25 protein-coding genes are annotated in these 25,362 nt (G+C 69.0%); 10 read left to right on the forward strand and 15 right to left on the reverse strand.

Features of this window, described 5'->3' with window-relative positions; genetic code table 11:
- Position 1: 1 nt before the first annotated feature.
- Positions 2 to 1,066, reverse strand: a complete 1,065-nt coding sequence (locus WDC82_RS04795) for an aromatic ring-hydroxylating dioxygenase subunit alpha (RefSeq protein WP_340116117.1) — start codon at positions 1,064 to 1,066, stop codon at positions 2 to 4.
- A 159-nt stretch (positions 1,067 to 1,225) separates the two neighbouring features.
- Here WDC82_RS04795 and WDC82_RS04800 point away from each other — a divergent pair, with 159 nt between their 5' ends.
- Both WDC82_RS04800 and WDC82_RS04805 read left to right on the forward strand, forming a co-directional pair.
- Positions 1,226 to 1,684, forward strand: coding sequence for a YkvA family protein (locus WDC82_RS04800; RefSeq protein WP_340116118.1), 459 nt, complete (start codon positions 1,226 to 1,228; stop codon positions 1,682 to 1,684).
- Between the two features lie 43 nt (positions 1,685 to 1,727).
- Entirely contained in the window at positions 1,728 to 2,153 is a 426-nt protein-coding gene (locus tag WDC82_RS04805; protein ID WP_340116119.1) for a DUF3429 domain-containing protein, read from the forward strand.
- Between the two features lie 17 nt (positions 2,154 to 2,170).
- On the opposite strand, the gene WDC82_RS04810 is transcribed toward WDC82_RS04805, so the two are convergent.
- A complete protein-coding gene (locus WDC82_RS04810) occupies positions 2,171 to 3,151 on the reverse strand; it encodes a DMT family transporter (protein ID WP_340116120.1) in 981 nt (326 codons plus the stop codon).
- Positions 3,148 to 4,125 carry a DMT family transporter gene (locus WDC82_RS04815; RefSeq protein ID WP_340116121.1) on the reverse strand — a complete coding sequence of 326 codons (978 nt, stop codon included), beginning with the start codon at positions 4,123 to 4,125 and terminating at the stop codon, positions 3,148 to 3,150. The genes WDC82_RS04810 and WDC82_RS04815 overlap by 4 nt, the downstream gene beginning before the upstream one ends.
- Positions 4,126 to 4,324: 199 nt before the next feature.
- Between WDC82_RS04815 and WDC82_RS04820 the strand changes: the two genes are divergently transcribed.
- A complete protein-coding gene (locus WDC82_RS04820; RefSeq protein ID WP_340116122.1) occupies positions 4,325 to 6,292 on the forward strand; it encodes an acetoacetate--CoA ligase in 1,968 nt (655 codons plus the stop codon).
- Between the two features lie 3 nt (positions 6,293 to 6,295).
- Here WDC82_RS04820 and WDC82_RS04825 read toward each other — a convergent pair whose 3' ends face one another.
- Together WDC82_RS04825 and WDC82_RS04830 are read right to left on the reverse strand one after the other, a co-directional pair.
- A complete protein-coding gene (locus tag WDC82_RS04825) occupies positions 6,296 to 9,445 on the reverse strand; it encodes a multidrug efflux RND transporter permease subunit (RefSeq protein WP_340116123.1) in 3,150 nt (1,049 codons plus the stop codon).
- Between the two features lie 4 nt (positions 9,446 to 9,449).
- Positions 9,450 to 10,622, reverse strand: a complete 1,173-nt coding sequence (locus WDC82_RS04830; RefSeq protein WP_340116124.1) for an efflux RND transporter periplasmic adaptor subunit — start codon at positions 10,620 to 10,622, stop codon at positions 9,450 to 9,452.
- Positions 10,623 to 10,901: 279 nt separating this feature from the next.
- On the opposite strand from WDC82_RS04830, the gene WDC82_RS04835 reads away from it, so the two are divergent.
- Entirely contained in the window at positions 10,902 to 12,101 is a 1,200-nt protein-coding gene (locus WDC82_RS04835) for a pyridoxal phosphate-dependent aminotransferase (RefSeq protein WP_340116125.1), read from the forward strand.
- A gap of 216 nt (positions 12,102 to 12,317) precedes the next feature.
- The gene (locus WDC82_RS04840; protein WP_340116126.1) at positions 12,318 to 12,530 is read left to right on the forward strand and encodes a hypothetical protein; all 213 of its coding nucleotides are present in this window, start codon (positions 12,318 to 12,320) and stop codon (positions 12,528 to 12,530) included.
- A 113-nt stretch (positions 12,531 to 12,643) separates the two neighbouring features.
- Here the strand turns inward: WDC82_RS04840 and WDC82_RS04845 are convergent, their stop codons facing one another.
- From WDC82_RS04845 to WDC82_RS04855, 3 genes are all read right to left on the reverse strand, one after another.
- A complete protein-coding gene (locus WDC82_RS04845) occupies positions 12,644 to 13,894 on the reverse strand; it encodes a class I SAM-dependent methyltransferase (protein WP_340116127.1) in 1,251 nt (416 codons plus the stop codon).
- Positions 13,895 to 14,029: 135 nt separating this feature from the next.
- Positions 14,030 to 15,028, reverse strand: coding sequence for an NADPH:quinone oxidoreductase family protein (locus tag WDC82_RS04850; RefSeq protein ID WP_340116128.1), 999 nt, complete (start codon positions 15,026 to 15,028; stop codon positions 14,030 to 14,032).
- A 13-nt stretch (positions 15,029 to 15,041) separates the two neighbouring features.
- Positions 15,042 to 16,088, reverse strand: coding sequence for an asparaginase (locus tag WDC82_RS04855; protein WP_340116129.1), 1,047 nt, complete (start codon positions 16,086 to 16,088; stop codon positions 15,042 to 15,044).
- A 102-nt stretch (positions 16,089 to 16,190) separates the two neighbouring features.
- Between WDC82_RS04855 and WDC82_RS04860 the strand changes: the two genes are divergently transcribed.
- The gene (locus WDC82_RS04860) at positions 16,191 to 16,724 is read left to right on the forward strand and encodes an RNA methyltransferase (RefSeq protein WP_340116130.1); all 534 of its coding nucleotides are present in this window, start codon (positions 16,191 to 16,193) and stop codon (positions 16,722 to 16,724) included.
- A 12-nt stretch (positions 16,725 to 16,736) separates the two neighbouring features.
- Here the strand turns inward: WDC82_RS04860 and WDC82_RS04865 are convergent, their stop codons facing one another.
- Complete coding sequence (locus WDC82_RS04865; RefSeq protein WP_340116131.1) at positions 16,737 to 17,417, reverse strand: ChrR family anti-sigma-E factor; 681 nt, start codon at positions 17,415 to 17,417, stop codon at positions 16,737 to 16,739.
- Complete coding sequence (locus tag WDC82_RS04870; RefSeq protein ID WP_340116132.1) at positions 17,414 to 18,010, reverse strand: sigma-70 family RNA polymerase sigma factor; 597 nt, start codon at positions 18,008 to 18,010, stop codon at positions 17,414 to 17,416. The genes WDC82_RS04865 and WDC82_RS04870 overlap by 4 nt, the downstream gene beginning before the upstream one ends.
- A gap of 243 nt (positions 18,011 to 18,253) precedes the next feature.
- On the opposite strand from WDC82_RS04870, the gene WDC82_RS04875 reads away from it, so the two are divergent.
- The 3 genes from WDC82_RS04875 to WDC82_RS04885 all read left to right on the forward strand — a co-directional run bounded on the left by WDC82_RS04875 (position 18,254) and on the right by WDC82_RS04885 (position 21,370).
- Positions 18,254 to 18,784, forward strand: a complete 531-nt coding sequence (locus WDC82_RS04875) for an invasion associated locus B family protein (RefSeq protein ID WP_340116133.1) — start codon at positions 18,254 to 18,256, stop codon at positions 18,782 to 18,784.
- A 111-nt stretch (positions 18,785 to 18,895) separates the two neighbouring features.
- Positions 18,896 to 20,044 carry a 23S rRNA (adenine(2503)-C(2))-methyltransferase RlmN gene (gene rlmN / locus WDC82_RS04880; protein ID WP_340116134.1) on the forward strand — a complete coding sequence of 383 codons (1,149 nt, stop codon included), beginning with the start codon at positions 18,896 to 18,898 and terminating at the stop codon, positions 20,042 to 20,044.
- Positions 20,045 to 20,158: 114 nt separating this feature from the next.
- Entirely contained in the window at positions 20,159 to 21,370 is a 1,212-nt protein-coding gene (locus WDC82_RS04885; protein ID WP_340116135.1) for an argininosuccinate synthase, read from the forward strand.
- A gap of 84 nt (positions 21,371 to 21,454) precedes the next feature.
- Here WDC82_RS04885 and WDC82_RS04890 read toward each other — a convergent pair whose 3' ends face one another.
- From WDC82_RS04890 to WDC82_RS04900, 3 genes are all read right to left on the reverse strand, one after another.
- Positions 21,455 to 21,664 carry a hypothetical protein gene (locus WDC82_RS04890; RefSeq protein WP_340116136.1) on the reverse strand — a complete coding sequence of 70 codons (210 nt, stop codon included), beginning with the start codon at positions 21,662 to 21,664 and terminating at the stop codon, positions 21,455 to 21,457.
- A 107-nt stretch (positions 21,665 to 21,771) separates the two neighbouring features.
- The gene (locus WDC82_RS04895) at positions 21,772 to 22,089 is read right to left on the reverse strand and encodes an AzlD domain-containing protein (RefSeq protein WP_340116137.1); all 318 of its coding nucleotides are present in this window, start codon (positions 22,087 to 22,089) and stop codon (positions 21,772 to 21,774) included.
- Positions 22,079 to 22,795 (reverse strand): AzlC family ABC transporter permease, encoded by a 717-nt coding sequence (locus WDC82_RS04900; RefSeq protein ID WP_340116138.1) that lies wholly within the window; start codon positions 22,793 to 22,795, stop codon positions 22,079 to 22,081. The genes WDC82_RS04895 and WDC82_RS04900 overlap by 11 nt, the downstream gene beginning before the upstream one ends.
- A gap of 270 nt (positions 22,796 to 23,065) precedes the next feature.
- Here WDC82_RS04900 and WDC82_RS04905 point away from each other — a divergent pair, with 270 nt between their 5' ends.
- Entirely contained in the window at positions 23,066 to 23,644 is a 579-nt protein-coding gene (locus tag WDC82_RS04905; RefSeq protein WP_340116139.1) for a PAS domain-containing protein, read from the forward strand.
- A gap of 15 nt (positions 23,645 to 23,659) precedes the next feature.
- On the opposite strand, the gene WDC82_RS04910 is transcribed toward WDC82_RS04905, so the two are convergent.
- Together WDC82_RS04910 and WDC82_RS04915 are read right to left on the reverse strand one after the other, a co-directional pair.
- Positions 23,660 to 24,568 (reverse strand): AraC family transcriptional regulator, encoded by a 909-nt coding sequence (locus tag WDC82_RS04910; protein ID WP_340116140.1) that lies wholly within the window; start codon positions 24,566 to 24,568, stop codon positions 23,660 to 23,662.
- A 51-nt stretch (positions 24,569 to 24,619) separates the two neighbouring features.
- On the reverse strand, positions 24,620 to 25,324 hold the full coding sequence (locus WDC82_RS04915; protein WP_340116141.1) for an NnrU family protein: 705 nt from the start codon (positions 25,322 to 25,324) through the stop codon (positions 24,620 to 24,622).
- Positions 25,325 to 25,362: the final 38 nt, after the last annotated feature.

A 25,362-nucleotide genomic window follows, 5' to 3' on the forward strand; every position in this document is an offset into this window, starting at 1 on the left:
CTCAGCTGCGCCAGCGCAGGGTGCACGGCTTGACCGGATTCTCGAAGGGGCGGCCTTCCTCGGCCGCGCGCAGCCATTCGCGCTTCAGGCGGTAGAACCACTTGGCCTGGGTGTCGGCGTCGTCGATCAGCATGAGGCTGGGATTGTGCGCGAGGCCCTGCTGCTGCATGTCGACCACGCGGCGGTCCTGGGTCAGGAAGACGTTGGCGAGATAGCGCGCGAGCGGCCTGAGCGGCGCCGCCCAGGGCAGCGTCCAGTAGAGCGCCTGGTGCACCATGGTGCGGCTGTCGCCGAGCGGGGTAATGGCGGTGAGGCCGGCGGCGCGGTGCCGGTCGCCCTCGATCAACTCGATGCGCAGGCCGGGCAGCGCGTAGCTGATCTCCGTCGTCACCCCCTTGCCGAGCAGGTGGTAGACGCGGTTCTGCGGTGGCAGCGCGTGGCGCTTCATGCGCCAGCCGAGCGGCGCCGGCTCGAAGTGCTTTTCCTTCTGCCTGAGCTTGCGGGCGTTCTTCTTCCACCACCAAGAGGTATGCACGAAGGCGGCGTGGGTCGGGTCCATCAGGCCGAAGGCGGCGGTGTCGGCGTCGCAGTCGAAGACCTGGGCGATGGCGACCTGCGGCGCGGCGTCGCCGAAGCCCGGCAGTTCCGGGACCGGCGGCAGGCCTTCCAGCGAGGACTGCGGCAGGCGCGCCGCCTTCTCCGCCATGTAGACCCAGATATTGCCCTGCACCTCGCGGCAGGGATAGGCACCGCAGCGGATGCGTTCCACCGCGAGGTCCTGGTCCGGCGTCAGCGAGGGGATCGCGGTGCAGTGTCCGTCGGCGCCGAAACGCCAGCCGTGGTAGCAGCACTCGACCTCGCGGCCGTCGAATTTTCCGTGGGAAAGCGGGATGCCGCGGTGCGGGCAGATGTCGCGCAGCGCGAACACGCCGCCGTCGGCCCCGCGGCACAGCAGAACGGGGTCGCCCAGCAGGGTCGTCGCCCGGGTCTTGCCGCGCGGCAGCTCCCGGCCCGCCAAAGCCAGGTACCAGAAGTTCCGCAGGGGCGGCTGCACGCTGTCGAGCATCGGTTTCCTTTCCGGACGCCCCCGGCGCCACGGGGATCCGGGGGTTGCATACACCATGGTGGCCGCATAGGCGAGAGGGGGGCGAGAGGGGGGGCGAGAGGCGGGGGTGAGAGCGGGGTGAGGTTGTCAGAGCGCCGCAGCGGGCCCATATTTTCCAGCATGAGCGGACAGGATCTGGTGCCCTACAATCCCGCCCAGGACCCCAAGGCCCAGGAGCCGGAGGTCATGCGGCGCAATGAGGCCAGGGTCGCGCGCAGCTTCTGGGCGAAGCTGCGCCGCGGTGTCGGGCGCGTGCCCTTCGTGGAGGACGCCGTCAGCGCCTATTTCTGCGCTTTCGACCCGGCGACGCCGCGCCCGGCGAAGGCCATGCTGCTGGCGGCGCTGGCTTATTTCGTGGTGCCCAGCGATCTGATCCCCGATTTCATCGCCGGACTGGGCTTTACCGATGACGCCACCGTGCTGTTCGCCACCCTGCGCCTGGTCGCCGGCAACATCACGCCGCGCCACCGCCGCCTGGCGCGCCGGCGCCTCGCCGCGCTGGGTCTGCGCGAGGCAGCCGCTGCCGATCCGGACAAGTCCGGCGTCCAATCCCCCGCCAAATCCGCCAGCAGTGACTGACCCCGCCGCCGTCGGGCCTGCCGCAAGGGCAAACCTCACAGACGTGCCGCGTCCGGCCCTGGTGCTGGGCTTTGCCGGGCTGCTGCCTTTCCTCGCCGGCGCCGCCGGCGCCTGGGCCGCCGGAAGCCCCGCCTACATCATCGTCATCAACATGCAGATGGCCTACGGCGCCGTCATCCTGTCTTTCCTGGGCGCGGTGCACTGGGGCGTGGCCCTGGCGCAGGACGACGCGGCGCGCTGGCGACGCCTGGGATTCCCGGTCGCCCCGGCGCTCGCCGGCTGGCTGGCGCTGATAATGCCCAATCCCCTGGGCCTGGTGCTGCTGATCCTCGGCTTCGTGGCGGTCTTCTTCGCGGATCTCCGCAGCCCAGGGGTGCCAGCCTGGTACAAGGCGCTACGCAAGCCGCTGACCCTGGTGACGATCCTCTGCCTCGGCGCCAGCTACGCGGCGCTGGTCGCCCGCCTGTAGGCCCGGCTGTAGACCCGTTATCCGAGGGGGGCCAGCGGCGCCTTGGCCGCGGCCTTCTTCAGCCGGCTGGCCTGCACCGCCTCGCGGCGGGCGATGTAGAGCGCCGCGCCGACGATGACGGCAGCGCCGAGCAGCGTCCACGGCCCCGGCACCTCGCCGAAGACGAGAAAACCGATGGCACCGGCCAGAATCAGCTTCAGATAATCAAAAGGCGCAACGAAGCTCGCCTCGCCGGCGCTGTAGGCGCGGATGATCATCGCCTGGGAAACCACGCCCAGGGTGCCGACGCCGGCCAGCAGCAGCCACTGGTCGAGGCTGGGCGGAGTCCAGTAGACCAGTGCCGGCAGCGCGGTGATCGCCAGCGACATGAGGCAGAAGTAGGCCAGCATGGTGGTGTGGCTCTCGCCCACCGGCAGGCGTTTCACCATGCAGACCGCGACGGCAATGCCGGCGACCGAGGTGAGCGCAACAAGGGCCGCCGGATCGAAGCTGCCCGCGCCGGGGCGCACCATGATGAGCACGCCGGCAAAGCCCACCGCCGTCGCCAGCCAGCGCCGCCAGCGCACCACCTCGCCCAGAAGAATGACGGCCAAGAGCGTGACGAAAAGCGGCTGGGTGAAGCTGAGCGCGGTGAAGTCGGCGAGCTGCAGGTGGCCGACCGCGTAGAAGCCGCAGACCATGGCGGCGGCACCGGCGAAGGCGCGGATGCCGTGCAGGAAGGGATGCCGGGTTTTCAGCGCCGAGGGCCCGGCGCGCAGCAGGAAGGGCACCACCAGCGCGAAGGAGAACAGCGCCCGGGCGAAAGCGACCTGAAAGGCATCCAGGCCACCCCCTTCTGGGCCGCCGGCGATCAAGGTCTTCACCATCGCGGAGTTGACGGTAAAGCCGAAGCTGGCAGCGATCATCCAGAGCGCGCCGCGGTGATTAGGGGACAGTCTGCCCCAGCCGCCGGCGAGCCGGGCCGCGACGCCGGAGCGGCTCGGCGGCGCTGGGATCACGGGCGGTTTTTCGGCGCTTCGGCGCTGACCTGCAGGGTCGGCCGCACGCGCGCGATGCGCGCTTCGCGCTGGGCGATGTAGATGGCGGCGCCGGCGATGACCGCCGCGCCGACCCAGGTCCAGACATCCGGCACCTCGGCGAACAGCACGAAGCCGAGGATGGCGACGAAGGGCAGGCGCGCGTAGTCGAGCGGCAGGATCGCCGAGGCATCGGCCAGCTTGAAGGCGCGGGTGAAAGCATTGTGAGCCAGCGCCGCGCAGAAGCCGATGAAGATGCCGAGGGCGAGCTCGGTCAGGGTCGGCCAGCGCCACACGAAGAGCGCCGGCACCAGCGAGAGCGGCGTCAGCAGCAGGTTCATGTAGAGCACCACCGCCGCCGGCTGCTCGGTGCGCGACAGCGACTTCACGATCAGCACGGAACAGGCCATGAAACAGGCGGCGATGACCGGCAGGGTCATCACGGGGGTGAACTCGGTAAAGCCGGGCCGCAGGATGATCAGCATGCCGACGAAGCCGACGATCGTCGCCGTCCAGCGCCGCGCGCGCACCACCTCCCCCAGGACCAGGGCGGCACCGGCGGTGGCAAAGAGCGGCGCCGTGAAGTTCAGCGCCACGGCCTCGGCCAGCGGCAGGTAGGCGATGGCGGAGAACCAGGTGAGCATGGCGATGAGGCCGACCCCGGCGCGCCAGAAGTGCATATGCAGGCGCTGGGTGTACAGCGCGACGCGGCCGTGGTGCATGAGCCAGGGCAGCATGAAGGCCAGCGCGAAGAGATTGCGGAAGAAGGCGATCTGGAAGGGGTGCATGCTCTCGCCGGTCCCGCCGTCCAGCGCATTGCCCCAGCCGTCGCCGAGCAGGCGGATCGCCCCGTTCATCACGGCGAAGAGGAACGAGGCCGCGGTCATGTAGAGCGCGCCCCGCACCGGGGCGGACAGGCTGCTGCCGCGCGTGAGGAGGGATCGAGAGGATGGCATCCGGCGGCCATCTTAGGCGCCGCGCCGGGTCGCCACCACCCCCAGCGCCGCAGGCCAGCCATGCGGGCACCCTGGGCGGCGTGCCGCGGAGGACGCCGGGCCGCAGCCCGGGCTTGCATTCCCGGGCCCCGGCGGCATAACCAAGGGGAAAGACCAGCCGGGCCGCGCGCAAAGCGGCCCGCGATCACGGGAGCGCAGCATGACCGGACCCCTGAAGGCCGAACCGCTTTGGCAGCCGTCCGCGGCGCGCATCGCCGCGGCCAACCTCAGCGCCTTCATGCGCCGGCTGAAGGAGACCCAGGGCCTCGCCTTCCGGGACTACGACGACCTCTACGACTGGTCGGTCCGGGATCTCGAGGGCTTCTGGGCGGCGGTGTGGGACTTCTGCGGGGTGATTGCCGATCCTGATCGGGGAGCGGTGGTCGTCGATGCCGGCAAGATGCCCGGCGCGCGTTTCTTCCCGGAAGCCAGGCTCAACTTCGCGGAGAACCTGCTGCGCCGGCGTGACGCCAGCGACGCCGTGGTGTTCTGGGGCGAGGACAAGGTGAAGCGCCGCCTCTCGCACGGGGATCTCTACGACCGCGTCTCGCGCGTGGCCCAGGCCTTGGCCGCCGAGGGCGTCGGCCCCGGCGACCGCGTCGCCGGTTTCATGCCCAACATGCCGGAGGCGGTGATCGCCATGCTGGCCACGACCTCCCTGGGCGCGGTGTGGTCGTCCTGCTCGCCGGATTTCGGCGTGCAGGGCGTGCTCGACCGCTTCGGCCAGATCGAGCCCAAGGTGCTGTTCTGCCCCGACGGCTACTACTACAACGGCAAGACCATCGACTCGCGCCCGCGCGTCGCCGAGTTCACCGCCGAGCTGCCGAGCCTCAGCAGGGTCGTCGTGGTGCCCTACGTCTCGGCGACGCCCGACGTCTCTTCAATCGGCAAGGCGGTGGCTCTCGACGACTTCGTCGCGCCCTACAAGGCAGGGGAGATCGCCTTTACGCGCCTGCCGTTCAATGCGCCGCTCTACATCATGTTCTCCAGCGGCACCACCGGGAAGCCCAAGTGCATCGTGCACGGCATCGGCGGCACCCTGCTGCAGCACCTGAAGGAGCACATCCTGCTGTGCGACGTGAAGCGCGACGACCGCGTCTTCTACTTCACCACCTGCGGCTGGATGATGTGGAACTGGCTGGTCTCGGCGCTGGCCGCGGAAGCGACGCTGCTGCTCTACGACGGCTCGCCCTTCGCGCCCGACGGCAACATCCTGTTCGACTATGCCGACGCCGAGAAGATGACCCTGTTCGGCACCTCGGCGAAGTACATCGACGCGCTGAACAAGGCCGGACTCGATCCCAAGTCGACGCACGATCTCTCGACGCTGCGGCTGCTCACCTCCACCGGCTCGCCACTGGTGCCTGAGGGCTTCGACTACGTCTACGCGCACATCAAGGACGACATCTGCCTGTCGTCGATCGCCGGCGGCACCGACATCATCTCCTGCTTCGTCGGCGGCAACCCCATCGGTCCGGTGTGGCGCGGCGAGATCCAGCGCCGCGGCCTGGGCATGGCGGTCGAGGTCTACGACGACAGCGGCAAGCCGGTGCAGGGGGAAAAGGGCGAACTGGTCTGCGTGAAGCCGTTTCCCTGCATGCCCATCGGGTTCTGGAACGACCCCGACGGCGCGCGCTACCGCGCGGCCTACTTCGAGACCTATGCCAACATCTGGCACCACGGCGACTTCGTGGAGCTGACCGAGCATCAGGGCATCATCGTCTACGGGCGCTCCGACGCGACGCTGAACCCCGGCGGCGTGCGCATCGGCACGGCGGAGATCTACCGCCAGGTCGAGAAGCTGGAGCAGGTCGAAGAATCCATCGTCATCGGCCAGGACTGGGAAGGCGACGTGCGCGTGGTGCTGTTCGTGAAGCTGCGGCCCGGCATCGTGCTGGATGACGCGCTCACCCAGCGCATCAGGACGCAGATCCGCAACGGCTGCACGCCGCGCCACGTGCCGGCCAAGGTGGTGCAGGTCGCCGATATCCCGCGCACCAAGAGCGGCAAGATCGTGGAACTCGCGGTGCGCGACGTGGTGCACGGCCGGACGGTGAAGAACAAGGAAGCGCTGGCCAATCCCGAGGCCCTCGACCTCTACCGGGAACTGCCCGAACTCAGCACCTGACGTTCAATCGCCGGCCGGCGCTTGCGTGCCGGCCGGCGTGGGAGCCGGCTTGCCGCCGGCCTTCTCGCGCAGCCACTGGAAGACGACGTAGAGCATCGGGATGAAGAAGATGCCGATCAGCGAGGCCGCGATCATGCCGCCGAAGACGGCGGTGCCGACCGCGCGGCGGCTGGCCGCGCCGGCGCCCTCGGCGATCACCAGCGGCAGCAGGCCCAGGATGAAGGCGAAGCTGGTCATCAGGATGGGGCGAATGCGCAGGCGCGAGCCGGTCACCGCGGCTTCCAGCAGCGGCACGCCCTTCTCGCGCTCCGCCTTGGCGAACTCGACGATGAGGATGGCGTTCTTGCTGGCCAGTGCGATCAGCACGACGATGCCGATCTGCGCGTAGACGTCGTTGCTGAGCCCGGCGATCAGCAGCGCCAGCAGAGCGCCGGCAAGCCCGACGGTGACCGAGAGCAGCACCGGGATCGGGATGTTCCAGCTCTCGTAGAGGGCGACGAGGAAGAGGAAGGCAAAGAGCACGGCGAGGCCGAGGATGATCGGGGTCTTGCCGGCGGCTTCCTTTTCCTGCTGGGCCGTGCCGGTCCACTGGTAGCCGTAGCCCTGCGGCAGCGATTCGGCGGAGATCCGCTCCATCGCCGCCAGGGCCTCACCGCTGCTGCGGCCCGGCGCCGGCTCGCCGTTGATCGTGACGCTGCGGTAGTTGTTGTAGCGGGTCAGCGAAGCCGGCGCGAGGATGAGCCGGGCATCGGCCAGCGAGCGCAGCGGCACCATCTCCCCCTGATCGTTACGCACATTGATGCGGTAGATGTCCGTCACCCGGCTGCGGTCGGCCTGCTCGCCCTGGATGTTGACCTGCCAGGTGCGCCCGAAGAGGTTGAGGTCGTTCACGTAGTAGCCGCCCAGCGTCGCCTGCAGGGCCTGGAAGACGTCGCTGACCGAGACGCCCAGCGTCTGCGCCTTGTTGCGGTCGATGTCGAGGTAGATCTGCGGCGTGTTGGAGGCGAAGGTGCTGAAGACGTTGCGCAGCTCCGGCTGCTGGTTGGCGGTGAACACGAGCCCGCGCATCGCCGCCGCGAGGTCGGCGGCGCTGCCGCCGGCGAGGTCCTGCAGCTGGTACTCGAAGCCGCCGGTGGTGCCCAGGCCGATGATCGGCGGCAGGCCGAAGGCCACCACGTTGGCCTCGTGAATGGCGGCGGTGTCGGCGCGGACCTGGCGCAGGATGCCATCGACTGAAAGCGCGGGATCGAGACGCTCCTCGAAGGGCGCCAAGGTGACGATGAGGAAGGCCCGGTTCGACTGGGCCAGGCCGTTCAGGAAGCTGTAGCCGATCACCGAGGTGACGTCGACGATGCCCGGCACCGGCGCCAGGATCTGCTCGACCCGCGCGGCTGTGGCGACCGTGCGGTTGGTCGAGGCACCCTCGGGCAGCTGCAGCTCGATGAAGAAGGCGCCCTGGTCTTCCTGCGGCAGGAAGCCGCTGGGTACCTGCGCGTTCAAGAAGACGACGGCAACGACGACACCCACGAGGCCGGCGAGCACCAGCACGGCGCGCCGCACCAGCCGGGCGACGATGCGGGCATAGCCGTCGCAGGCGCGCTCGATGCCGCCGAGGACATAGCGCATCGGGCCGCGCCGAGGGCCCGTATGCGGCTTCAGCAGGATCGCGCAGAGCGCCGGGCTGAGGGTGAGCGCGTTGATCGCCGAGATCAGCATGGAGACCGAGACCGCAACGGCGAATTGCTTGTAGAGCTCGCCGGTGAGGCCCGGAATGAAGCCGACCGGCACGAAGACGGACAGCAGCACCAGCGTGATGGCGATGATCGGCGCGGTGATCTGCCCCATCGCCTTTTTCGCCGCCTCCTTGGGCGGCAGCTTCTCGTGCTCCATGATGTGCTCGACCGCCTCGACCACGACGATGGCATCGTCGACCACGATGCCGATGGCCAGCACGAGGGCCAGCAGCGAGACGGTGTTGGCGGAAAAGCCCAGCACCAGCAGCACGGCGAAGGTGCCGATCAGCGAGACCGGCACGGCGATGATCGGGATCAGGGTCGCGCGCAGGCTGCCGAGGAAGAGGAAGACGACGATGGAGACCAGCGCGAAGGCCTCCAGCAGGGTCTTGATGACCTCGTCGATGGTGGCGCTGACGAAGACGGTGGTGTCGTAGACGACCTTGTATTCCAGGTCGTCGGGGAAACGCTCGGCGAGGCGGTCCATCGTCGCGCGCACGCCCTGGGCGACCGCCACCGCGTTGGCGCCCGGCGCCTGGGCGACGTAAAGGATGGCGCCGGGGCTGCCGTTGAGGCGCCCGTAGGAATCGGAGGACTGCGCGCCCAGCTCGACCCGGCCGATGTCGCGCACCCGCACGATGGAACCGTCGGGATTGGCGCGCACGACCACCTGCTCGAACTCCTGCACGTCGGTCAGGCGGCCTTTGGTGCGGATGGTGAACTGGAACTGCTGGTCGGCGGCCAGGGGCGCGGCGCCGATGCGTCCGACCGCGGCCTGGGTGTTCTGGCTCTGGATCGCCTGGATGACGTCGTTGGGCGAGAGGCCCAGGGTGGTCAGCCGGTTGGAGTCGAGCCACACCCGCATGGAGTAGTTGAGCGGGCCGTAGATGCCGGCATCGCCGACGCCGGGAATGCGCGCCAGCTCGTCGATGACGTTGATGGTGGCGTAGTTGCTGAGGAACAGCGCGTCGTAGCTGCCCTTGGGCGACGAGAGCCCGACGACCAGCAGCAGCGCCGAGGACTTCTTCTTGATCGACAGGCCCTGGCGGCTCACCTCTTCCGGCAGCTTGGCCATCGCCAGCTGGGCGCGGTTCTGCACATTCACGGTGTTGATGTCCGGGTCCGTCCCCAGGGCGAAGGTGACGGTCAGGGTGTAGCTGCCGTCGTTGCCGCTGGTCGACTTCATGTACAGCATCTGATCGACGCCGTTGATCTGCGACTCGATCGGCTGGGCGACGGTCGCCTCGACCACATCGGCGCTGGCGCCGGGATAGACGGCGGTGACCGACACCTGGGGCGGCACGATCTCGGGGAACTGCGCGACGGGAATGCCGAGGATCGCCAGTGCCCCGGCAAGGGTGATGACAATGGCGATCACCATCGCCAGCCGCGGGCGGTCGATGAAGACTGCCGAAATCATCGCCTCATCCCGATCCGCCGACCGATCCGGCAGCGGGAGCGGCCGTCGGCGAAGGGACCTCGGTCGGCTGCACCGCCAGGCCGGGGCGCACTTTTTGAATGCCGTCGACGATCACCCGGTCGCCCGCGCTGAGCCCTTGCTGGACGATCATCTCGCTGCCGATCGTCGCGCCGAGGGTGAGCCGGCGCACCTCCACCGTGTTGTCGGCGGTCACCACGAGGGCGAAGGGACCAGCCTGGTCGATCTGCAGCGCGGCCTGGGGGATGAGCAGCGCCGGGGTCGGCGTGCCGCGCTCGATGCTGACATTCACGAAGGCGCCGTCGGTCAGCAGGCGATCGGGATTGGCGAAGGCCGCGCGCACGGTCGCCGTGTCGGTGCCCGGGTCGACCTGGATGCCGAGGAAGTTGACCTTGCCGACCTCGGGATAGTCGCTGCCGTCGGGCAACTTCAGCCGCACCACCAGCGCGGAAGTGTCCGAGCCTTCCGCCGCCATGCGGCGCTGGGCGGCCAGGATCTCGCGCTGACTGACCGGGAAGGTGACGTAGATGGGATCCTGGCTGACGATGGTCGCCAGCGTGCCGGAATCCGGTCCGACCAGGTTGCCCTCGGAGTAGGTCGACAGCCCGATGCGGCCAGCGAGCGGTGCCTTGATCTCGGTGTAGGTCAGATTGATCTGCGCCACGTCGAGGGCGGCCTGACTGTCCTGAACGCGCGCCCTTGCCATGGCGAGGTCGGCGGCGCGGTCGTCACGCGTCGCAACGGCCACGGTCTGCCTCTTGACCAGCTGCTCGGCACGGTCGAGTTGAAGCTGCGCGTTGTGCGCATCGGCCTCGGCGCTGGCGACATCGGCCTGGGCCTGCTTCACCGCGGCCTCGAAGGGCTCCGGCTCGATGCGGAACAGCGTGTCGCCGGCGGCGACGTCCTGACCTTCGGTGAAGAGGCGCTGCTGCAGGAAGCCCTGGACGCGGGCGCGCAGTTCCACCTTGTCGGCGGCGACCACCCGGCCGACGAACTCGGTCGCCGGCGTGACGTCCTTCTGTTCCACCACCAGCACACTGACAGCCGGCGGCGGCGGTGCCGCCGCTTCCTCTTCCGCCTCACCGCAGGAGGCGGTTCCCAGGGCTATCAGCAAGAGCGCGCCGGCCCAACAGCACGGGCGCCGAGACATCGCGATCATCGAACGGACTTCCCCCATCGGCGAACAATTCCGTCGGCAAGAGTATGGAAGCAATCGGATAGAAGCGCACGAGGAATCCGATCAATTACGATTACGCGAAACGCTTGTTGCGGCTTTCCACACGACGGGCTGTACAGAACGGCCGGGCGGCAGCACAAATGGCGTGGTGGCCTTGCGCCACCATCCGCACCATTCAGGCTGAGCCGAGGTCACAGAATTGCCCCGTCCCATTCACGCAGGCGCCAGAACATCCCCGACACTTGAAACCCGACGCGCGTCATGAACGGGCCCGGACAAGACCGCCCGCGTCCAGCGCCGCTCAACCCGACAGCAGCGGGCCTTGCCCCGTCGAAGATCGTCGAGGTCTGGCAGATGGGCTTTGACGTCGAGAACCTCATTGCGCTGTTCGTCGGCGAAGGCGACGAGCCGACGCCGGCCTTCATCAGCGACGCGGCGGCGCGCGCGCTGGCCGACGGGCGCACCTTCTACACCCCCAAGCGCGGCATCCCGGAGCTGCGCCGGGCGCTCAGTGACTACCTGTCGCGCCACTTCGGCGCCGCGGTGGACGCCGAGCGCATCACCGTCACCTCTTCCGGCATGAACGCCATCATGCTGACGCTGCAGGCCGTCCTCGCGCCGGGCACGAGCCTGGTGGCACCGACGCCGGTGTGGCCCAACGTGCTCTCCGCCGCCGAGATCGCCGGCGGCCACGTGAAGACCGTGCCGATGACCGTGCTGCCGGAAGGCGGCTTCAAGCTGGACCTCGATCGCCTGTTCGACGCCTGCGACGAGACCGCCCGTGCGCTCTTCATCGTCTCGCCCTCCAATCCCACCGGCTGGGTGATCAGCCGGGAGGAGCAGGAAGCCGTGCTCGCGTTCTGCCGCCGGCGCGGCCTGTGGCTGATCGCCGACGAGGTCTATCACCGCTTCGTCTTCGACCCGGCGCGCTTTCCCGCCGGCGTCGCACCCTCCTTCCTGGAGATCGCCGAGGCCGACGACCCGCTGGTGGTGGTGAACTCCTTTTCCAAGGCCTGGTGCATGACCGGCTGGCGCCAGGGCTGGCTGGTGCATCCACCCGCCCTGGGCGACATCCTCGGCAACCTCATCGAATACAACACCTCCGGCGGCCAGAGCTTTTTGCAGGCCGGTTGCCTGGCGGCCCTCAGCGAGGGCGAGCCCTTCGTGGAGAGCCTGGTGGCGCGCTGCGGTCAGGCGGCGGAGATGGTTTTCCAGCAGCTCGCCTCGCTGCCGCGGGTGAGCCTCGCTCGCCCGGCGGCCTCCTTCTATGCCTTCTTCCGGGTCGACGGGATCGACGACAGCCTGGCCTTCGCCAAGCGGATTCTGGCGGAAACCGGGGTCGGCCTCGCCCCGGGGTCGGCCTTCGGGGCGGCCGGCGAAGGCCACCTGAGGCTGTGTTTCGCGGGTTCTCCCGCGCATCTGGCAGCCGGCCTGGACCGGCTCCGACCGGTTTTGTCTTGAACGCGACAAGTGACTGAATTCATTAAAGTTATGTGAATTCGAGCCATGCTCCGGCTGCATGTCGAGACTGTCCAGGCGGCATTTGTCCACAGGCACAAAAACGCTTATCTCCCCGCCAGCACTATTGGCACACATGCAGCGGCCCGGCCCACAAGCGCCGACCCACCGTCGACCCCCAAGGGGGACCGCTGGCGATTTAGATAAGGAGAACGGACGATGGCCAACGTTATCTTCACGGCTCGTCCCTATATGCCCGGTCAGATTCTTGGCGAACTGCTGGGCCGGATCGTCATGGGAACTTATGACCTGGCGGTCGAACTGAGCGACGCCTACGTGGCCGAGCGCAAGGCCCAGAAGCTGGCGCGGGCGACCCGCCACCTGGACCGTCGCCTGCTGCGCGACATCGGCCTGGATCTCGGCGCCAGCTGAAGACGCCGCTGCCCGCGCCTTTGCGCGGGCGATCACAGGACCGATCCGAGGAAACAAGAAGAGCGGCCCCGAGGCTTTCGGGGCCGCTCTTCACGTTTGCCTGAAACCAGCCCTCAGACCGGATAGCGCACCAGCAGGTGGTTGAGGCCGCCGAGCACCTGGTAGAGCTGGTCGAATTGCGCCTTGAAGTGATCCCAGTCCTGGCGCGGGTCGAGGCTCTGCAGGGCCCGCTGGATCTCGCCCAGCGAGGTGCGCCCGTCGATCCACGGCAGCACCGCCGGCGCCAGCCGAGGCAGCGGAAACTTCAGCGCCAGGCCGTCGAACTCTCCCTTCAGCACCAGATCGCGCTGCACCGCCTTGGCCAGCCTGGCGCCGTCCAGCACCCGCAGGCTGGGAATCGCCTCCGGGCTGTCCGGCCAGGCCAGGGTGTCGGCCGCCGTCAGGCGCGAGAGATAGAACACATGGGTCTTCAGGTTGCCGGCGAGCTGCTCGGCCAGCGTCGCGCGCTCCAGCGGGGCGAGGCCGGCAAGCTGGCGCAGCAGCACCGGATCGCGCAGGTAGGTCGCCGGGTCGTAGCGCAGCGGCTCGACAAAGGAGATCAGATTGAGCCCGGCGCCGGCGACCAGCTCGGCAACCTGCGGCACCGTGTAGGAGCGATCCTGGCTGTGCAGCAGCAGGTCGACCAGTTCGGCGTCGCTGCCGGCATGATCGCGCAGGATGGGATTGCGCGCGAAGAGGTTGGTCGCCGGCAGGCTGCCCAGCAGGCGGCGGGCGAAACTCACCTGCTCCGATAGAGGGCGCTCGCCGACCAGGGCGCGCAGCGCCGCCTGCAGCGAATAGATGCCGCTGCGCCCGTAGGTGCCGTAGACCATGATGCCCATGCCGCCGTCCTCGGTCAGCACGGCGGCCAGCGCCGCCAGCCCGGCATCCGGATCGGGCAGATGATGCAGCACGCCGCAGCAGTCGATGTAATCGAAGGGCCCGAGATCCAGCGCCGCGAGGTCCAGCAGCGAGCCGGTGACAAAACGGATGTTGGTGAGGCCGCGCGCGGCGGCACGCGCCTCGGCAACCGCGCGCGACGAGGCCGAGAGATCGAGATAGACCACCTCGCCCGCCGGCCCCGTGCCGGCCGCCCTGGCGGCGTCGGCGAGCTGCTGGGCCAGCATGATCGTGGCATCGCCGGTGCCCCCGCCCGCCACCAGGGCACGGAACGGCTTGGTGAAATCGCGCCGCCCGGCGAAGAGGTAGTGGTTGACCTCCAACAGGCTGCTGGGCGAGCCGACGATGAGACGCTTGGCCTCGTCGGCGGGATCGCGCGAGGGATAGGGATAGGCTTCGTACTGATCGCGAACTTTGTCGTTCATCGCTCGATCACTGGGACTCGGTCACTGTTGCGCTGAGAAATCGGGGCGCTGGGAAAACGGGGCGCTGGAAAAACGGGGCGCTGGGAAAACGGGCGCGGCGAACGCGGGAGCCCGCGGCCCGTTTCGGGAAGCAGTCTAGGCCGCGCCGGTGGTGAGAACCACCTTGCCGGTGGATCGCCGCTCCAGCAGCAGTGCCATGGCTTCGGCCGCCTGTTGGAGGTCAAGCTTATGTGAAACATGTGGCTTAAGACGGCGCGTCTCGACCCAGCCGAACAGCTCGCGGAATTCCGCTACCAGCCGCTCCGGCGCGTGCTTGCGGTAGGAGCCCCAGTAGACGCCCATCACCGCGATGTTCTTCACCAGCAGGATGTTGGCCGGGATCTGCGGCACGCGGCCCGCCGCGAAACCGATGACCAGGATACGCCCGGACCAGGCGATGCAGCGCAGCGAGGCATCGAAGACGTCGCCGCCGACGGGATCGAACACCACGTCGGCGCCCTTGCCGGCGGTGAGTTCCTTCACCCGCTCGCGGATGTCCTCCTCGCGATAGTCGATCAGGTGGTCGGCGCCGTGCGCCTGGGCGACCGCCAGCTTGTCCGCTCCGCCGGCGGTGGCGATGACCGTGGCGCCGATCGCCTTGCCGATCTCGACCGCCGCAAGCCCGACGCCGCCGGCCGCACCGTGCACCAGCAGCACCTCGCCCGGCTGCAGGTCGGCGTGCCAGCGCAACGCACAGTGCGCGGTGCCGTAGGTGATCGGAAAACCGGCAGCCTCCGCCCAGCCGAAACGCTCGGGCCCCAGGGAGTCTGGAATGGCGTAGACGTCGCCCGCGCGCGCCAGCGCGGCCTCGGCATAGCCGCCGTAGTCGGTCAACGCCATCACCCGCTGGCCCGCCCTGAGGCCGCTGACGTTGCTGCCCAGAGCGCGGACCGTGCCGGTGATCTCCAGCCCCGGCGAAAAGGGAAACGGCGGCTTCTCCTGGTACTTGCCGGCGATCATCAGGGTGTCGGCGAAGTTGACGCCGGCGGCGCCGACGTCGATCAGCACCTGATCGGGGCCGGGCTCGGGCAACGGCACCTCTTCGACGCTCAGGCTCTCGGGGCCGCCCCAGTCGCGGCAGATGACGGCTTTCATCGCCCCGGCCCCTTCAGAACGGACTCTGCGCGGCCGGGCGGATCTCGCCCACCGTGCTGCCGGCACGGTTGGTCACCGGCGCCGTGAAGAGGCCGCCGAGCTTATCGACCTCCGCCGCGCCGAGGATCCCGAAGTGCGCCAGCAGGCGGCCCATGATGATCTCCGCCGCGCGCCCGGCCCCGTCGTCGACCTTTACCGCGACGCCGAGGCCCAGGTCCGGCAGGGCGGCGCAATAGACGCCCTCGGCGCCGGTCTTGATGAAGGCCTTCTCGCCGGTCAGCGCCATCACCCGGGTGTCGAAACGCCCGCTGCCGGCGACCATGAAGGGATGCGCCGCCACCGCACGGCGCAGGCGCCGGCAGGCGTCCTGGCGCGCCTCCGGCTGATCGTCGGGGGCGCCGAGGCGGGCCATGGCGAGCGCCAGGTTGCCGAGCGGCACGCCGATCACCGGAATGCCGCAGCCGTCGATGCCGCGCGGCGCGGCGCCGAGGTCGAGGCCGGTCATGGCCTCCAGCACACCGAGGATGCGCTGCTGCACCGGATGTTCGTAATTGATGTAGCCCTTGGTCGGTACGCCGAGGTGGCGGGCGAGCGTCAGGAAGCCGCTGTGCTTGCCCGAGCAGTTGTTGTGGGCCGCCGTCGCCGCGCCGCCACCGGCCAGCAGGTCGATCAGCGCCGGTTCGTAACCCGGCAGCTGCGGACCGCATTCCAGGTCGGCGGGCGACAGGCCGACGCGGGCGAGCCAGGCGGTCACCGCGTTGACGTGGCGCGGCTCGCCGCTGTGGCTGGCGCAGGCCAGCGCCAGTTCGAGCTCGGACACCGCGAAGGCATCGGCCGCGCCGCTCTCGACCAGGGCGATCGCCTGCAGCGACTTGATCGCCGAGCGGGGGTAGACCGGGCGGTCGGTGTCGCCGGCGGCGAGCACCACCTTGCCCGCCGTGTCGACCACGGCGACGGCGGCGCGGTGGCGGCTCTCCACCTGACTGCCGCGGGTGACCTCGACCAGCAGCGGGTTGGCGGTATCCTGGGCAGGGGGTGTGACGGGGGTTTGGGAGGTCATGGCGGGGGCCGGGCTGTTGCGGTCAGCCCCGCCCATAGCATTGGGGCGGGCAGCTGCCAAGCCGCTTGCCTCCGCCCTGCGCGCCATGCAAGTTCTGCCGCCATGCGCGGATACTTTGCCATCGGCGCCGAAGGCATCAGCAAGCCCATGAACCTGGGCAGCCTGATCCGCTCGGCCCACGCCTTCGGGGCGAGCTTCTTCTTTGCCGTCCAGCCGGCCTTCAACGCCCGCGAGGTGAAGCAGTCGGACACCTCCGACGCGGCCAAGCACCTGCCGCTCTACACCTTCGGGTCGGTGGAGGAGCTGATGCTGCCGCGCGGCTGCGCCCTGGTCGGCATCGAGCTGACGGAAGACGCCGTCGAACTGCCGAGCTTCTTCCACCCGCAGGCGGCGGCCTATGTGCTGGGGCCGGAGCGCGGCAGCCTGTCGGCGGCGATGCAGGCGCGCTGCGACCACCTGGTGAAGATCCCGACCAAGTTCTGCATCAACGTCGGTACCGCCGGCGCCATCGTCATGTACGACCGCATGATCAGCCTGGGCCGCTTCGCGCGGCGCCCGGTGAACCCGCGCGCCGCCCCGCACCCGCTGCCCGAGCACGTCCAGGGCGCCCAGAAGATCCGCCGCAAGAAGGCCTGAAGGGTCCGCCGCTTAGATCGACGACACGATCGGGGTCAGCGGCACCGCCTTCATGGGCGCATCGTAGTAGGCAAGGCAGAGACAAGTCTCGTCCGGCAGCGCCACCGGGGCGTGGGTGACCGAGGCGTCGACGATCCAGGCATCGCCGCGCTCGTACTGGCCGAACTGGTCGGCAAAGCCGCCCTGCAGGATCACCGTCGCCTCGATCCCCTCGTGGGTGTGGCGCGGTGCCATCGCGCCCGGCGCCAGCCGCACCAGCAGGACCTGGGTGCGCATTGGCCAGGCCGGCGCCGCCAGCGGATGCAGGGCCGCCGCATCGACGCCGGCGGCGAGCGGCTGCCAGTCGAGTGCCGCCGGATCCTCGCCCAGATAAGCCACCAGGGGGCCGGGCAGCCGCCACTCCGCCGCGGCGCCTGGCGGCGGCGGGCTTGCAGCCGCCTCCTCCGCGTCGAGGCGGGCGAGCGTGCGCTCAAGGGCGTCCGGCGCCAGCACCGCCGGCGCGATCTCCGCCAGAAGCGCGCCTCCCGCCGCTTCGGCGGCCGCGACCGTGCCGCGGCAGATCTCGCAGAGTGCCACATGGCTGGCCACCACCAGGGCCAACGCTTCGCCAAGGGCGCCGGTGGCGTAGTCGAACAGCAACGCGTCGTCGAGATGGTGGGCGGGCGGATGGTGGGCTGAAAGCCGGGCCGTCATAGCGCGTCCTCCCCCACGGCCTTGCGAAGGCGCCCGAGCGCGAGGCGCAGGCGGGACTTGACGGTGCCGAGAGGCAGCGCCGTCTCCTCGGCGATGCGCCCGTGGGCCTTGTCCTCGAAATAGGCCATCCTGACCAGCTCCGCCTGTTCGGCGGGCAGCGCCGCGATGGCCTGGGACAAGCGCTCGGCCTGCTGGGCCGCCACCGCCGCCCGGTCGGCGGCCTCGGGGGCCGCGGGTTCCAACGCCGCCGCGACCGCCGGGTCTTGCGGGTCGTATTCCGGGTGCCGCTCGCGTCGCAGCGCGTCGATGCGCTTGTTGCGGGCGATGGTGAAGATCCAGGTGCTCGCCCCTGCCTTGGCCGGGGCGTAGGTCGCCGCGCGGCGCCACACCATGATCATGGCTTCCTGCGCCAGTTCCTCGGCCTCGCCCGGGGCGGTGCCGCGCTTGATGAGGTAGGCCTTGATGCGCGGCGCGAAGTACGCGAACAGCTCGGCGAAGGCCGCGCGGTCGCGCCGCGCGCCGACCGCCACGATAAGCTCCGCCAGCCGGGCCGGGTCCGGCGGCGAGGCCGCCTGGCGCTGAAGTGCCGCCATGCTAGCCCCCCGGCCGCGCGACCACGGCGAATCGGCAGGGCAGCCACCGCGCGCCGCGCGCCGTGAGACCACCCGCCGCGCCCTTCCCAAGGGTCATCGGGCACCACATGGCTGGCGCATTTCTGCCGTTGCTAGGCATATTTCCGGCGAATTACCGGCTCCTTGAACGCAAGGGTGGCGGCGCGGCCCGCGCTTCCTATAATATCCGCCATGCTCAAGAATAACATCCCATCCGCACGGACCATGACGCTTCGCAAAGCTTCCTTCCTGCTCGCCGCCCTCGCCGCCGCCCTCAGCCTCAGCGCCCTGCCCACGGCCGGCGCGCAGGCCCAGGCGATCGAACGGCTGGGCGACTTCTCAGATTGGAGCGCTTTCAAGTACGAAGAAAGCGGCAATCTGATCTGCTTCATGGCCAGCGAGCCGACCAAGGCCGAGGGCAGCTATTCCAAGCGTGGCGAGATCCACGCTATGGTAACACACCGTCCCGGCGAAAAGCGCATCGACGAGGTCTCCATCCAGGCGGGCTATCCCTATCAGGAGACGTCCATGGTCGACATCCAGGTCGGCACCCTGAAGGAGCGCCTGTTCACCCAGGGCGAGTCGGCCTGGACAGTGGACAAGGACACCGACAAGCGCCTGGTGCAGGCCATGATCAAGGGCAGCACCATGACCGTCCAGGGCACCTCGGCGCGCGGTACCACCACCAAGGACACCTATTCGCTGTCCGGTTTCACGCGGGCCTACCAGGCGATCAACCAGGCCTGCGGCCAGTAAAGGGGAAGTCGTCGGCCCCCTGCGGGTCCCGGGTGCTTGGCGACCCTCCGTATGAAGGCCGACACCGGAATCCGCTGGTTTTAACCCTTCGAGAGTCCTATCTAGGGCGCTATGAGCCGGCACGCCGACGTCTTTGCCCCGCCTTCCGAGGCCTTGGGCGCCGCCCACGACGGGAAACGCAATCTCGCCGGGCTGTCGCGCGACCAGCTGCTGGCGGAACTCGCCGGCCTGGGCGAAAAGCCCTTCCGCGCCAAGCAGCTGTGGCACTGGATCTACCACCGCGGGGTCACCGACTTCGCGGAGATGACGACCCTGTCCAAGGATTTCCGCGCCCGCCTGGCCGAGACGCACGTGGTGCGCCGGCCGGAGGTCGCCGTCGCGCAGGTGTCCCAGGACGGCACCCGCAAGTGGCTGCTGCGCCTCGCCGACGGCCAGGAAGTCGAGACGGTCTACATCCCCGAGGAAGACCGCGGCACGCTCTGCGTCTCCAGCCAAGTCGGCTGCACCCTGACCTGCAAGTTCTGCCACACCGGCACCCAGCGCCTGGTGCGCAACCTGTCGCCGGCGGAGATCGTCGGCCAGATCATGGTGGCGCGCGACGGCCTGGGCGAATGGCCGGCGCCGGCGGAAGGCCGCCTGATCACCAACATCGTGCTCATGGGCATGGGCGAGCCGCTCTACAACTACGACAACGTCGCCACGGCGATGAAGATCGCCATGGACGGCGAAGGCCTCTCCATCTCCAAGCGCAAGATCACGCTGTCGACCTCCGGCGTGGTGCCGGAGATGGAACGCTGCGGGCGCGAGCTGGACGTGAACCTCGCGGTGTCGCTGCACGCGACCACCGACGAGACCCGCGACATGATCATGCCGATCAACAAGAAGTATCCGCTGAAGATGCTGCTGGACGCCTGCCGCAACTATCCCGGCACGCACAATGCCCGCCGCATCACCTTCGAGTACGTCATGCTGAAGGGCGTCAACGACAGCGAGGACGACGCGCGGCGCCTCATCAGGCTGCTGAAGGACATCCCGGCCAAGGTGAACCTCATCCCCTTCAATCCCTGGCCCGGCAGCTTCTTCGAGTGCTCCGACAAGGCGACCATCACGCGCTTTGCCGACATCCTCTCCGCCGCCCACATCTCCAGCCCGGTGCGCGCCACCCGCGGCGACGACATCCTGGCCGCCTGCGGCCAGCTGAAGTCCGCCTCCGAGCGCAAGAAGAAGGCCGAGCGCACCGCGGCGCAGGCCGCGCCCTAGGTTCCGTCCGGCGGCCGGCGCCTGACGGCCCTCCCCGGACCGCCACTCCCCTTGCCCTCACCCACGCGATGCCTATACTCCGCGCGGATTTTTAGCTAGGGGCGTACCGCCATCATGTCCGAGATCAAGAAAGTCGTGCTCGCCTACTCCGGCGGCCTGGATACCTCCGTCATCCTGAAGTGGCTGCAGACCACCTATAACTGCGAGGTGGTGACCTTCACCGCCGACCTGGGCCAGGGCGAGGAGCTGGAGCCGGCGCGCAAGAAGGCCGAGATGCTGGGCATCAAGCCGCAGAACATCTACATCGAGGACCTGCGCGAGACCTTCGTGCGCGACTACGTCTTCCCGATGTTCCGCGCCAACGCGCTGTACGAGGGCGTCTACCTGCTGGGCACCTCCATCGCGCGCCCGCTGATCGCCAAGCGCCAGATCGAGATCGCCGAGGCGACCGGCGCCGACGCGGTCTGCCACGGCGCCACCGGCAAGGGCAACGACCAGGTGCGCTTCGAACTGGGCTACTACGCTCTGAAGCCGGACATCAAGGTGATCGCCCCCTGGCGCGAGTGGAACCTGACCAGCCGCACCAAGCTGATCGACTTCGCCGAGCAGCACCAGATCCCCATCGCCAAGGACAAGCGCGGCGAGGCGCCCTTCTCGGTCGACGCCAACCTCTTGCACATCTCGGCGGAGGGCAAGGTGCTGGAAGATCCCTGGGACGCGCCGGAGGAGTACGTCTTCTCGCGCAGCGTCTCGCCGGAGGCGGCGCCCGACACGCCGACCGTCATCACCATCGACTTCGAAAAAGGCGATGCGGTGGCCGTCGACGGCGAGAAACTGTCACCGGCGGCGCTGCTGACGAAGCTCAACAAGCTGGGCGGCGACAACGGCATCGGCCGCCTGGACCTGGTGGAGAACCGCTTCGTCGGCATGAAGAGCCGCGGCGTCTACGAAACGCCCGGCGGCACCATCCTGTCGGTGGCGCACCGGGCGATGGAATCCATTACCCTCGACCGCGGCGCGGCCCACCTGAAAGATGAGCTGATGCCGCGCTACGCCGAGCTGATCTACAACGGCTTCTGGTGGTCGCCCGAGCGCGAGATGCTGCAGGCCCTGATCGACCGCAGCCAGCAGCAGGTGAACGGCACGGTGCGCCTGAAGCTCTACAAGGGCAACGTGATCGTCGAAGGCCGCAAGTCGCCGGACTCGCTCTACTCCATGGAGCACGTGACCTTCGAAGAGGACACGGTCTACGACCAGCGCGATGCCGCCGGCTTCATCAAGCTGAATGCCCTGCGCCTGCGCCTGCTGAATCGCCAGAAGCGCTAATCCCAAACACACAGATGCCAGACGCGCAAAAGCAGGCGGCGCCTCTCGGGCGCCGTCGCGGCAACGGCTGGACGGCTGGCGAGGTTACTCCCCGGCGACCCCGCCTTCGGGCTCTGACTGGCCGAAGTTGGCTTCACCGGTCGGGTCGGTTTCGACCCGTCCGGCCATCACTTCGAAGGCCTGGGCGTTGTGGTCCATGTGCTCCTTGAGCGGCGGATTCTGCTCGCCGACCGAGCGGAAGAAGCCGGCGGCGTCGCGCAGCAGGCGCGCAGCAATTTCAGCATTGGTTGCCATGGAAGCTCCCAAATCAAAGATGTTGGCAAATGAAGGATTGGTCTCGCTGCCAAGCCTAACATAGCGCCGCCGGGCCTGTCGCCCCTTTGGGGCGAAGTATTTGCCCTTCAGCCGAGAAGCATCCGCAGCACCACGACGCCGAGACAGCCGCCCGCCACCGCGACGATCAGCGGCAGGCGCAGCGCCAGCAGGACCGTCAGCAAGGCGGCACCGCTTTCTGCTGCGCCGGTGGCAAAGGCCATCGGCGCGATGATGGCGGTGAGAATCGCCCCCGGCACGGCGTCGAGGGCGGCGGCCAGGCGACCGCTGACGGTCGCGCGCCGCACCAGCCAATAGCCGGCGAAACGCGTCAGCCAGGTGGCCAGCGCCATGGCGGCGATGGCGCCCAGGGTCAGCGGGTCGATCTGCCAGATATCAGACGGCATCGCGGGCCTCCCGCGGGGCGGGGTCCTGCAGGGCGCCCGCCAGGGTGCCGGCGAGGCCGCCGAGGGCGATGTACCAGACGCCCGGCAGCCAGGCGTAGGCGGCGGCCGCCACCACAGCGCTGGCGGCCCAGGGCAGCAGGCTGCGCCGGCCCTGCCACATCCCGACGAGGAGGGTCAGGAAGACGGCGGTGAAGGCGAAGTCGAGGCCATAGCGCGCCGGATCCGCCAGCACGCCGCCGAAGATGGTGCCGAAGAAGGTGCACACGATCCAGCCGACGTAGAGCGGCAGGGCGAGCCCCAGGTAATAGGCCGGCGTCAGCGGCGCCGTGGCGCCGCGCCGCAGCGCGAAGGCCCAGTTCTCGTCAGCCATCATGTAGAGCGAAAGAGCGGTCGCGCCGCGCGGCCAGCCTTTGAGGAAGGGCGCCAGGGCCGCCCCCATCAGCACGTGGCGCAGGTTCACCATGAGCGCCGTCGCCGCAAGCAGCAAGACCGCCGGCGGCGAGGTCCAGATCTCCACCGCGACGAACTGCGAGGCGCCGGCGAAGACCGTGGCGCTCATGATCGCCACCTCCATTGGCGACAGGCCTTTCTGCGCCGCCAGGGTGCCGAACAGCAGGCCATAGACCACCACCGCCACCAGCAGCGGCAGAATGGTGAGGACGCCGGCGGCAAAGTCGCCACGGCCGGCGGCAGCGGGGGAATGCATGGCTTGCCTCTAGGGATCGTTCGCGATCAGCCGCGCAGCATGGCGGCGGCGAGAGCCCCCGTATTGTAGGGAATTGCCCCGTCGCGGTAGGACAATCTGGATGCGAATTCTGCTGGGCTCTTCGCGTTTCAGGATTTAGGTTTAGGCGAATCCAGACCGGTCGGGGAAGCGGCTGCCGCAGGACGAGAGGGCCGGGCGCCGGTTTGGGCCAACGCGAGGGGGCTTCGCCGACGAGCCGCCACGAAACTGCGGGTCGAAGACTTTATGGTGATGTCCGAAATCTCCCTTGAGCGTGTGGCCGAGGCGATTCAGCGCCATCTCACCAAGGGAGGCGAGATTGCCAAGGTTTCCGCGGCCTTGAACCATGAGGTGAAGGACATTGCCCTGCACCGCGAGCCATCGGAGGCGGACCTGCCGCTGAAGGAACTGCGCAGCGTGCTGCGCTACTGGCAAGCCCTGCCGAAGGTGGACGGTGTCGCGGAAGTCCTGAAGATCGACCCCCTGGAGCTGCGCGGGTCCCTCGGCTACCTGATGCTGGTCGACTCCGGGCCGGGCGAGAACGAGTTCCGCTACGCCCTCTACGGCAGCAAGATCGCCGCCGTCGCCGGCTTCGACATGACCGGCAAGACCGTGTGGCAGGTCGCCACCTCCTCTGCCGTGCAGACTTTCTTCGCCGCCTGCTACCGCGCAGTGCTGATATTGCGCTGCCCGCTCTACACCGTGCACAAGGCGCCGCCGCAGATCACCGCCAGCCACTGGCACCGCCTGATCCTGCCGCTGGGCCCCAACGGCGTGGTAAAGCGCTTCCTGGTCTGCAACACGCCGATTCAGGACGGACACCTGGTCTGACAGCTTTCGGCAGCTTCAGGCCGCCAGGCGGGCGCCGCGGCGGTACTGGCCTGGGGTGACGCCGGTGCAGCCCTTGAAAGAGCGCGAGAAGTGGCTCTGGTCGTAGAAGCCGCAGGCCAGCGCCACCTCGCTGAGCGGCTGGTCGCCGGCGAGGAGTCCCTTGGCGGCGGCAATGCGCCGGCCGGTCAGGTAGGCATGCGGCGTGACCCCGACCTCGCGCCGGAAGGCACGCAGGAAGTAGTAGCGGCTGAGCCCCGCCGCCGCCGCCAGTTCATCCAGGGTCAGGTCTTGCATATAGAGATCGTCGGCCAGCCTTCGCGCGCGGCGGATCGGCGCCGCTTCCTGGCCCAGGCGGCGGCCCTGAGGCCGGCTCTCGCTGTGGCGGCGGACCAGGAGGGAGAGCGCAGCGGTGAAGGCCTGGTCGACCGCCAGCCGGTCGGCCCCCATCATGGAATGCGCCTCCATCAGGGCGTGCGCCTCGCTGAGACCGCACGCGACCTCCGCATCCTCCATCACCGGGGTGATGAAGGCCGGAAAGCCGGCAGGGCGGTCGTCCAGATCGTCGGCGACGGCCTGCACCAGGGCGACCGAGGGATAGAGCATGCGGTAGGCGAAGCTGTCCCCGGCCGGGGCGCCGTCGTGCAGTTCGTCCGGGTTCACCGCCACCACGCTGCCGGCCGGCGCAACGTGGCGCGCGCCGCGGTAACGGAAGGCCTCGGCGCCGCCCAGGATGACCCCCAGGGCGAAGGTGTCGTGGACGTGGGGCGCGTAGCTGTGGCGGGTGAAGCGGGCCTTCAGGCACTCCAGGTCGTCGAATCGCCGCTCACGCCAGAAGCACACGGAATCCGCCGGCCCGCCGCTTGCGGATAAGCCTTCGGGGCCGCGCCGGGAAAGCGCGTAGGCCGTCTGCTGGTCGATCGCCATGGCCCTAGTCTAACCGATCGCGGCCCGCCACCCTTGCAGGAAATTGCCCTCTCAGAGCGGCGGCAGCGGCGAGACGCCGATGAGGCCGCGGTGCAGGTGCAGCAGGGCGGCAAAGACCACGAGGCCCAGCAGCGGGCGCCACCAGCCGATGCCGCGCCAGTCGATGGCGGTACGCCCGGCGAGCACGGCGGCGAAGGGAAGCACGCTGGTGGTCAGTTTCATCGGCCCCCAGGTGGCACCCAGGCTGGACTCGCGGCGCTGGTCGATGTGGCTCATGCCGGCGAAGCTGAGGATCGCGATGCCGCCCATCATGACGATGGAACTGATGTCGCCGTTGGCCGCCAGGTGCGACAGCGCCCACAGTCCGGTGCCCCAGAGAAACGGGTGGCGGGTGATCGAAAGGATGCCGACGGCCGGCGAGCCCGGCGCGTCGTCGAGGTAACGCTCGCCGCCCACCAGGGTCGGGTTCGGGCTGGTCAGGCCGCAGACGATGAGAATGCTGGCCAGGGGCATCACCAGCAGCGGCACCCAGGCAAAGGCCGGCGGCGGATACCACAGCGGCACCACCGGCGCGGCGCGGAAGGCGGCCACCATCCAGACCAGCGCCACCGTCATGGCGAGCGAATAGAGGAGCCGGAAGCCGCGCGAGCCGAAACGTTCATGCAGCAGGGGTCTGAGCGGGCGGCTCGACAGCAGGAAGTGGCCGCCGACGAAGGCGAGCGTGGCGGCGATCAGGGCGTTGGTCGTCTCCAGCATGGACGAAACTATGGGTGCGCGGACCGGCGGCGTCCAGA

This window comes from Pelagibius sp. 7325, assembly GCF_037652055.1.
Lineage (GTDB): Bacteria > Pseudomonadota > Alphaproteobacteria > Kiloniellales > Kiloniellaceae > Pelagibius.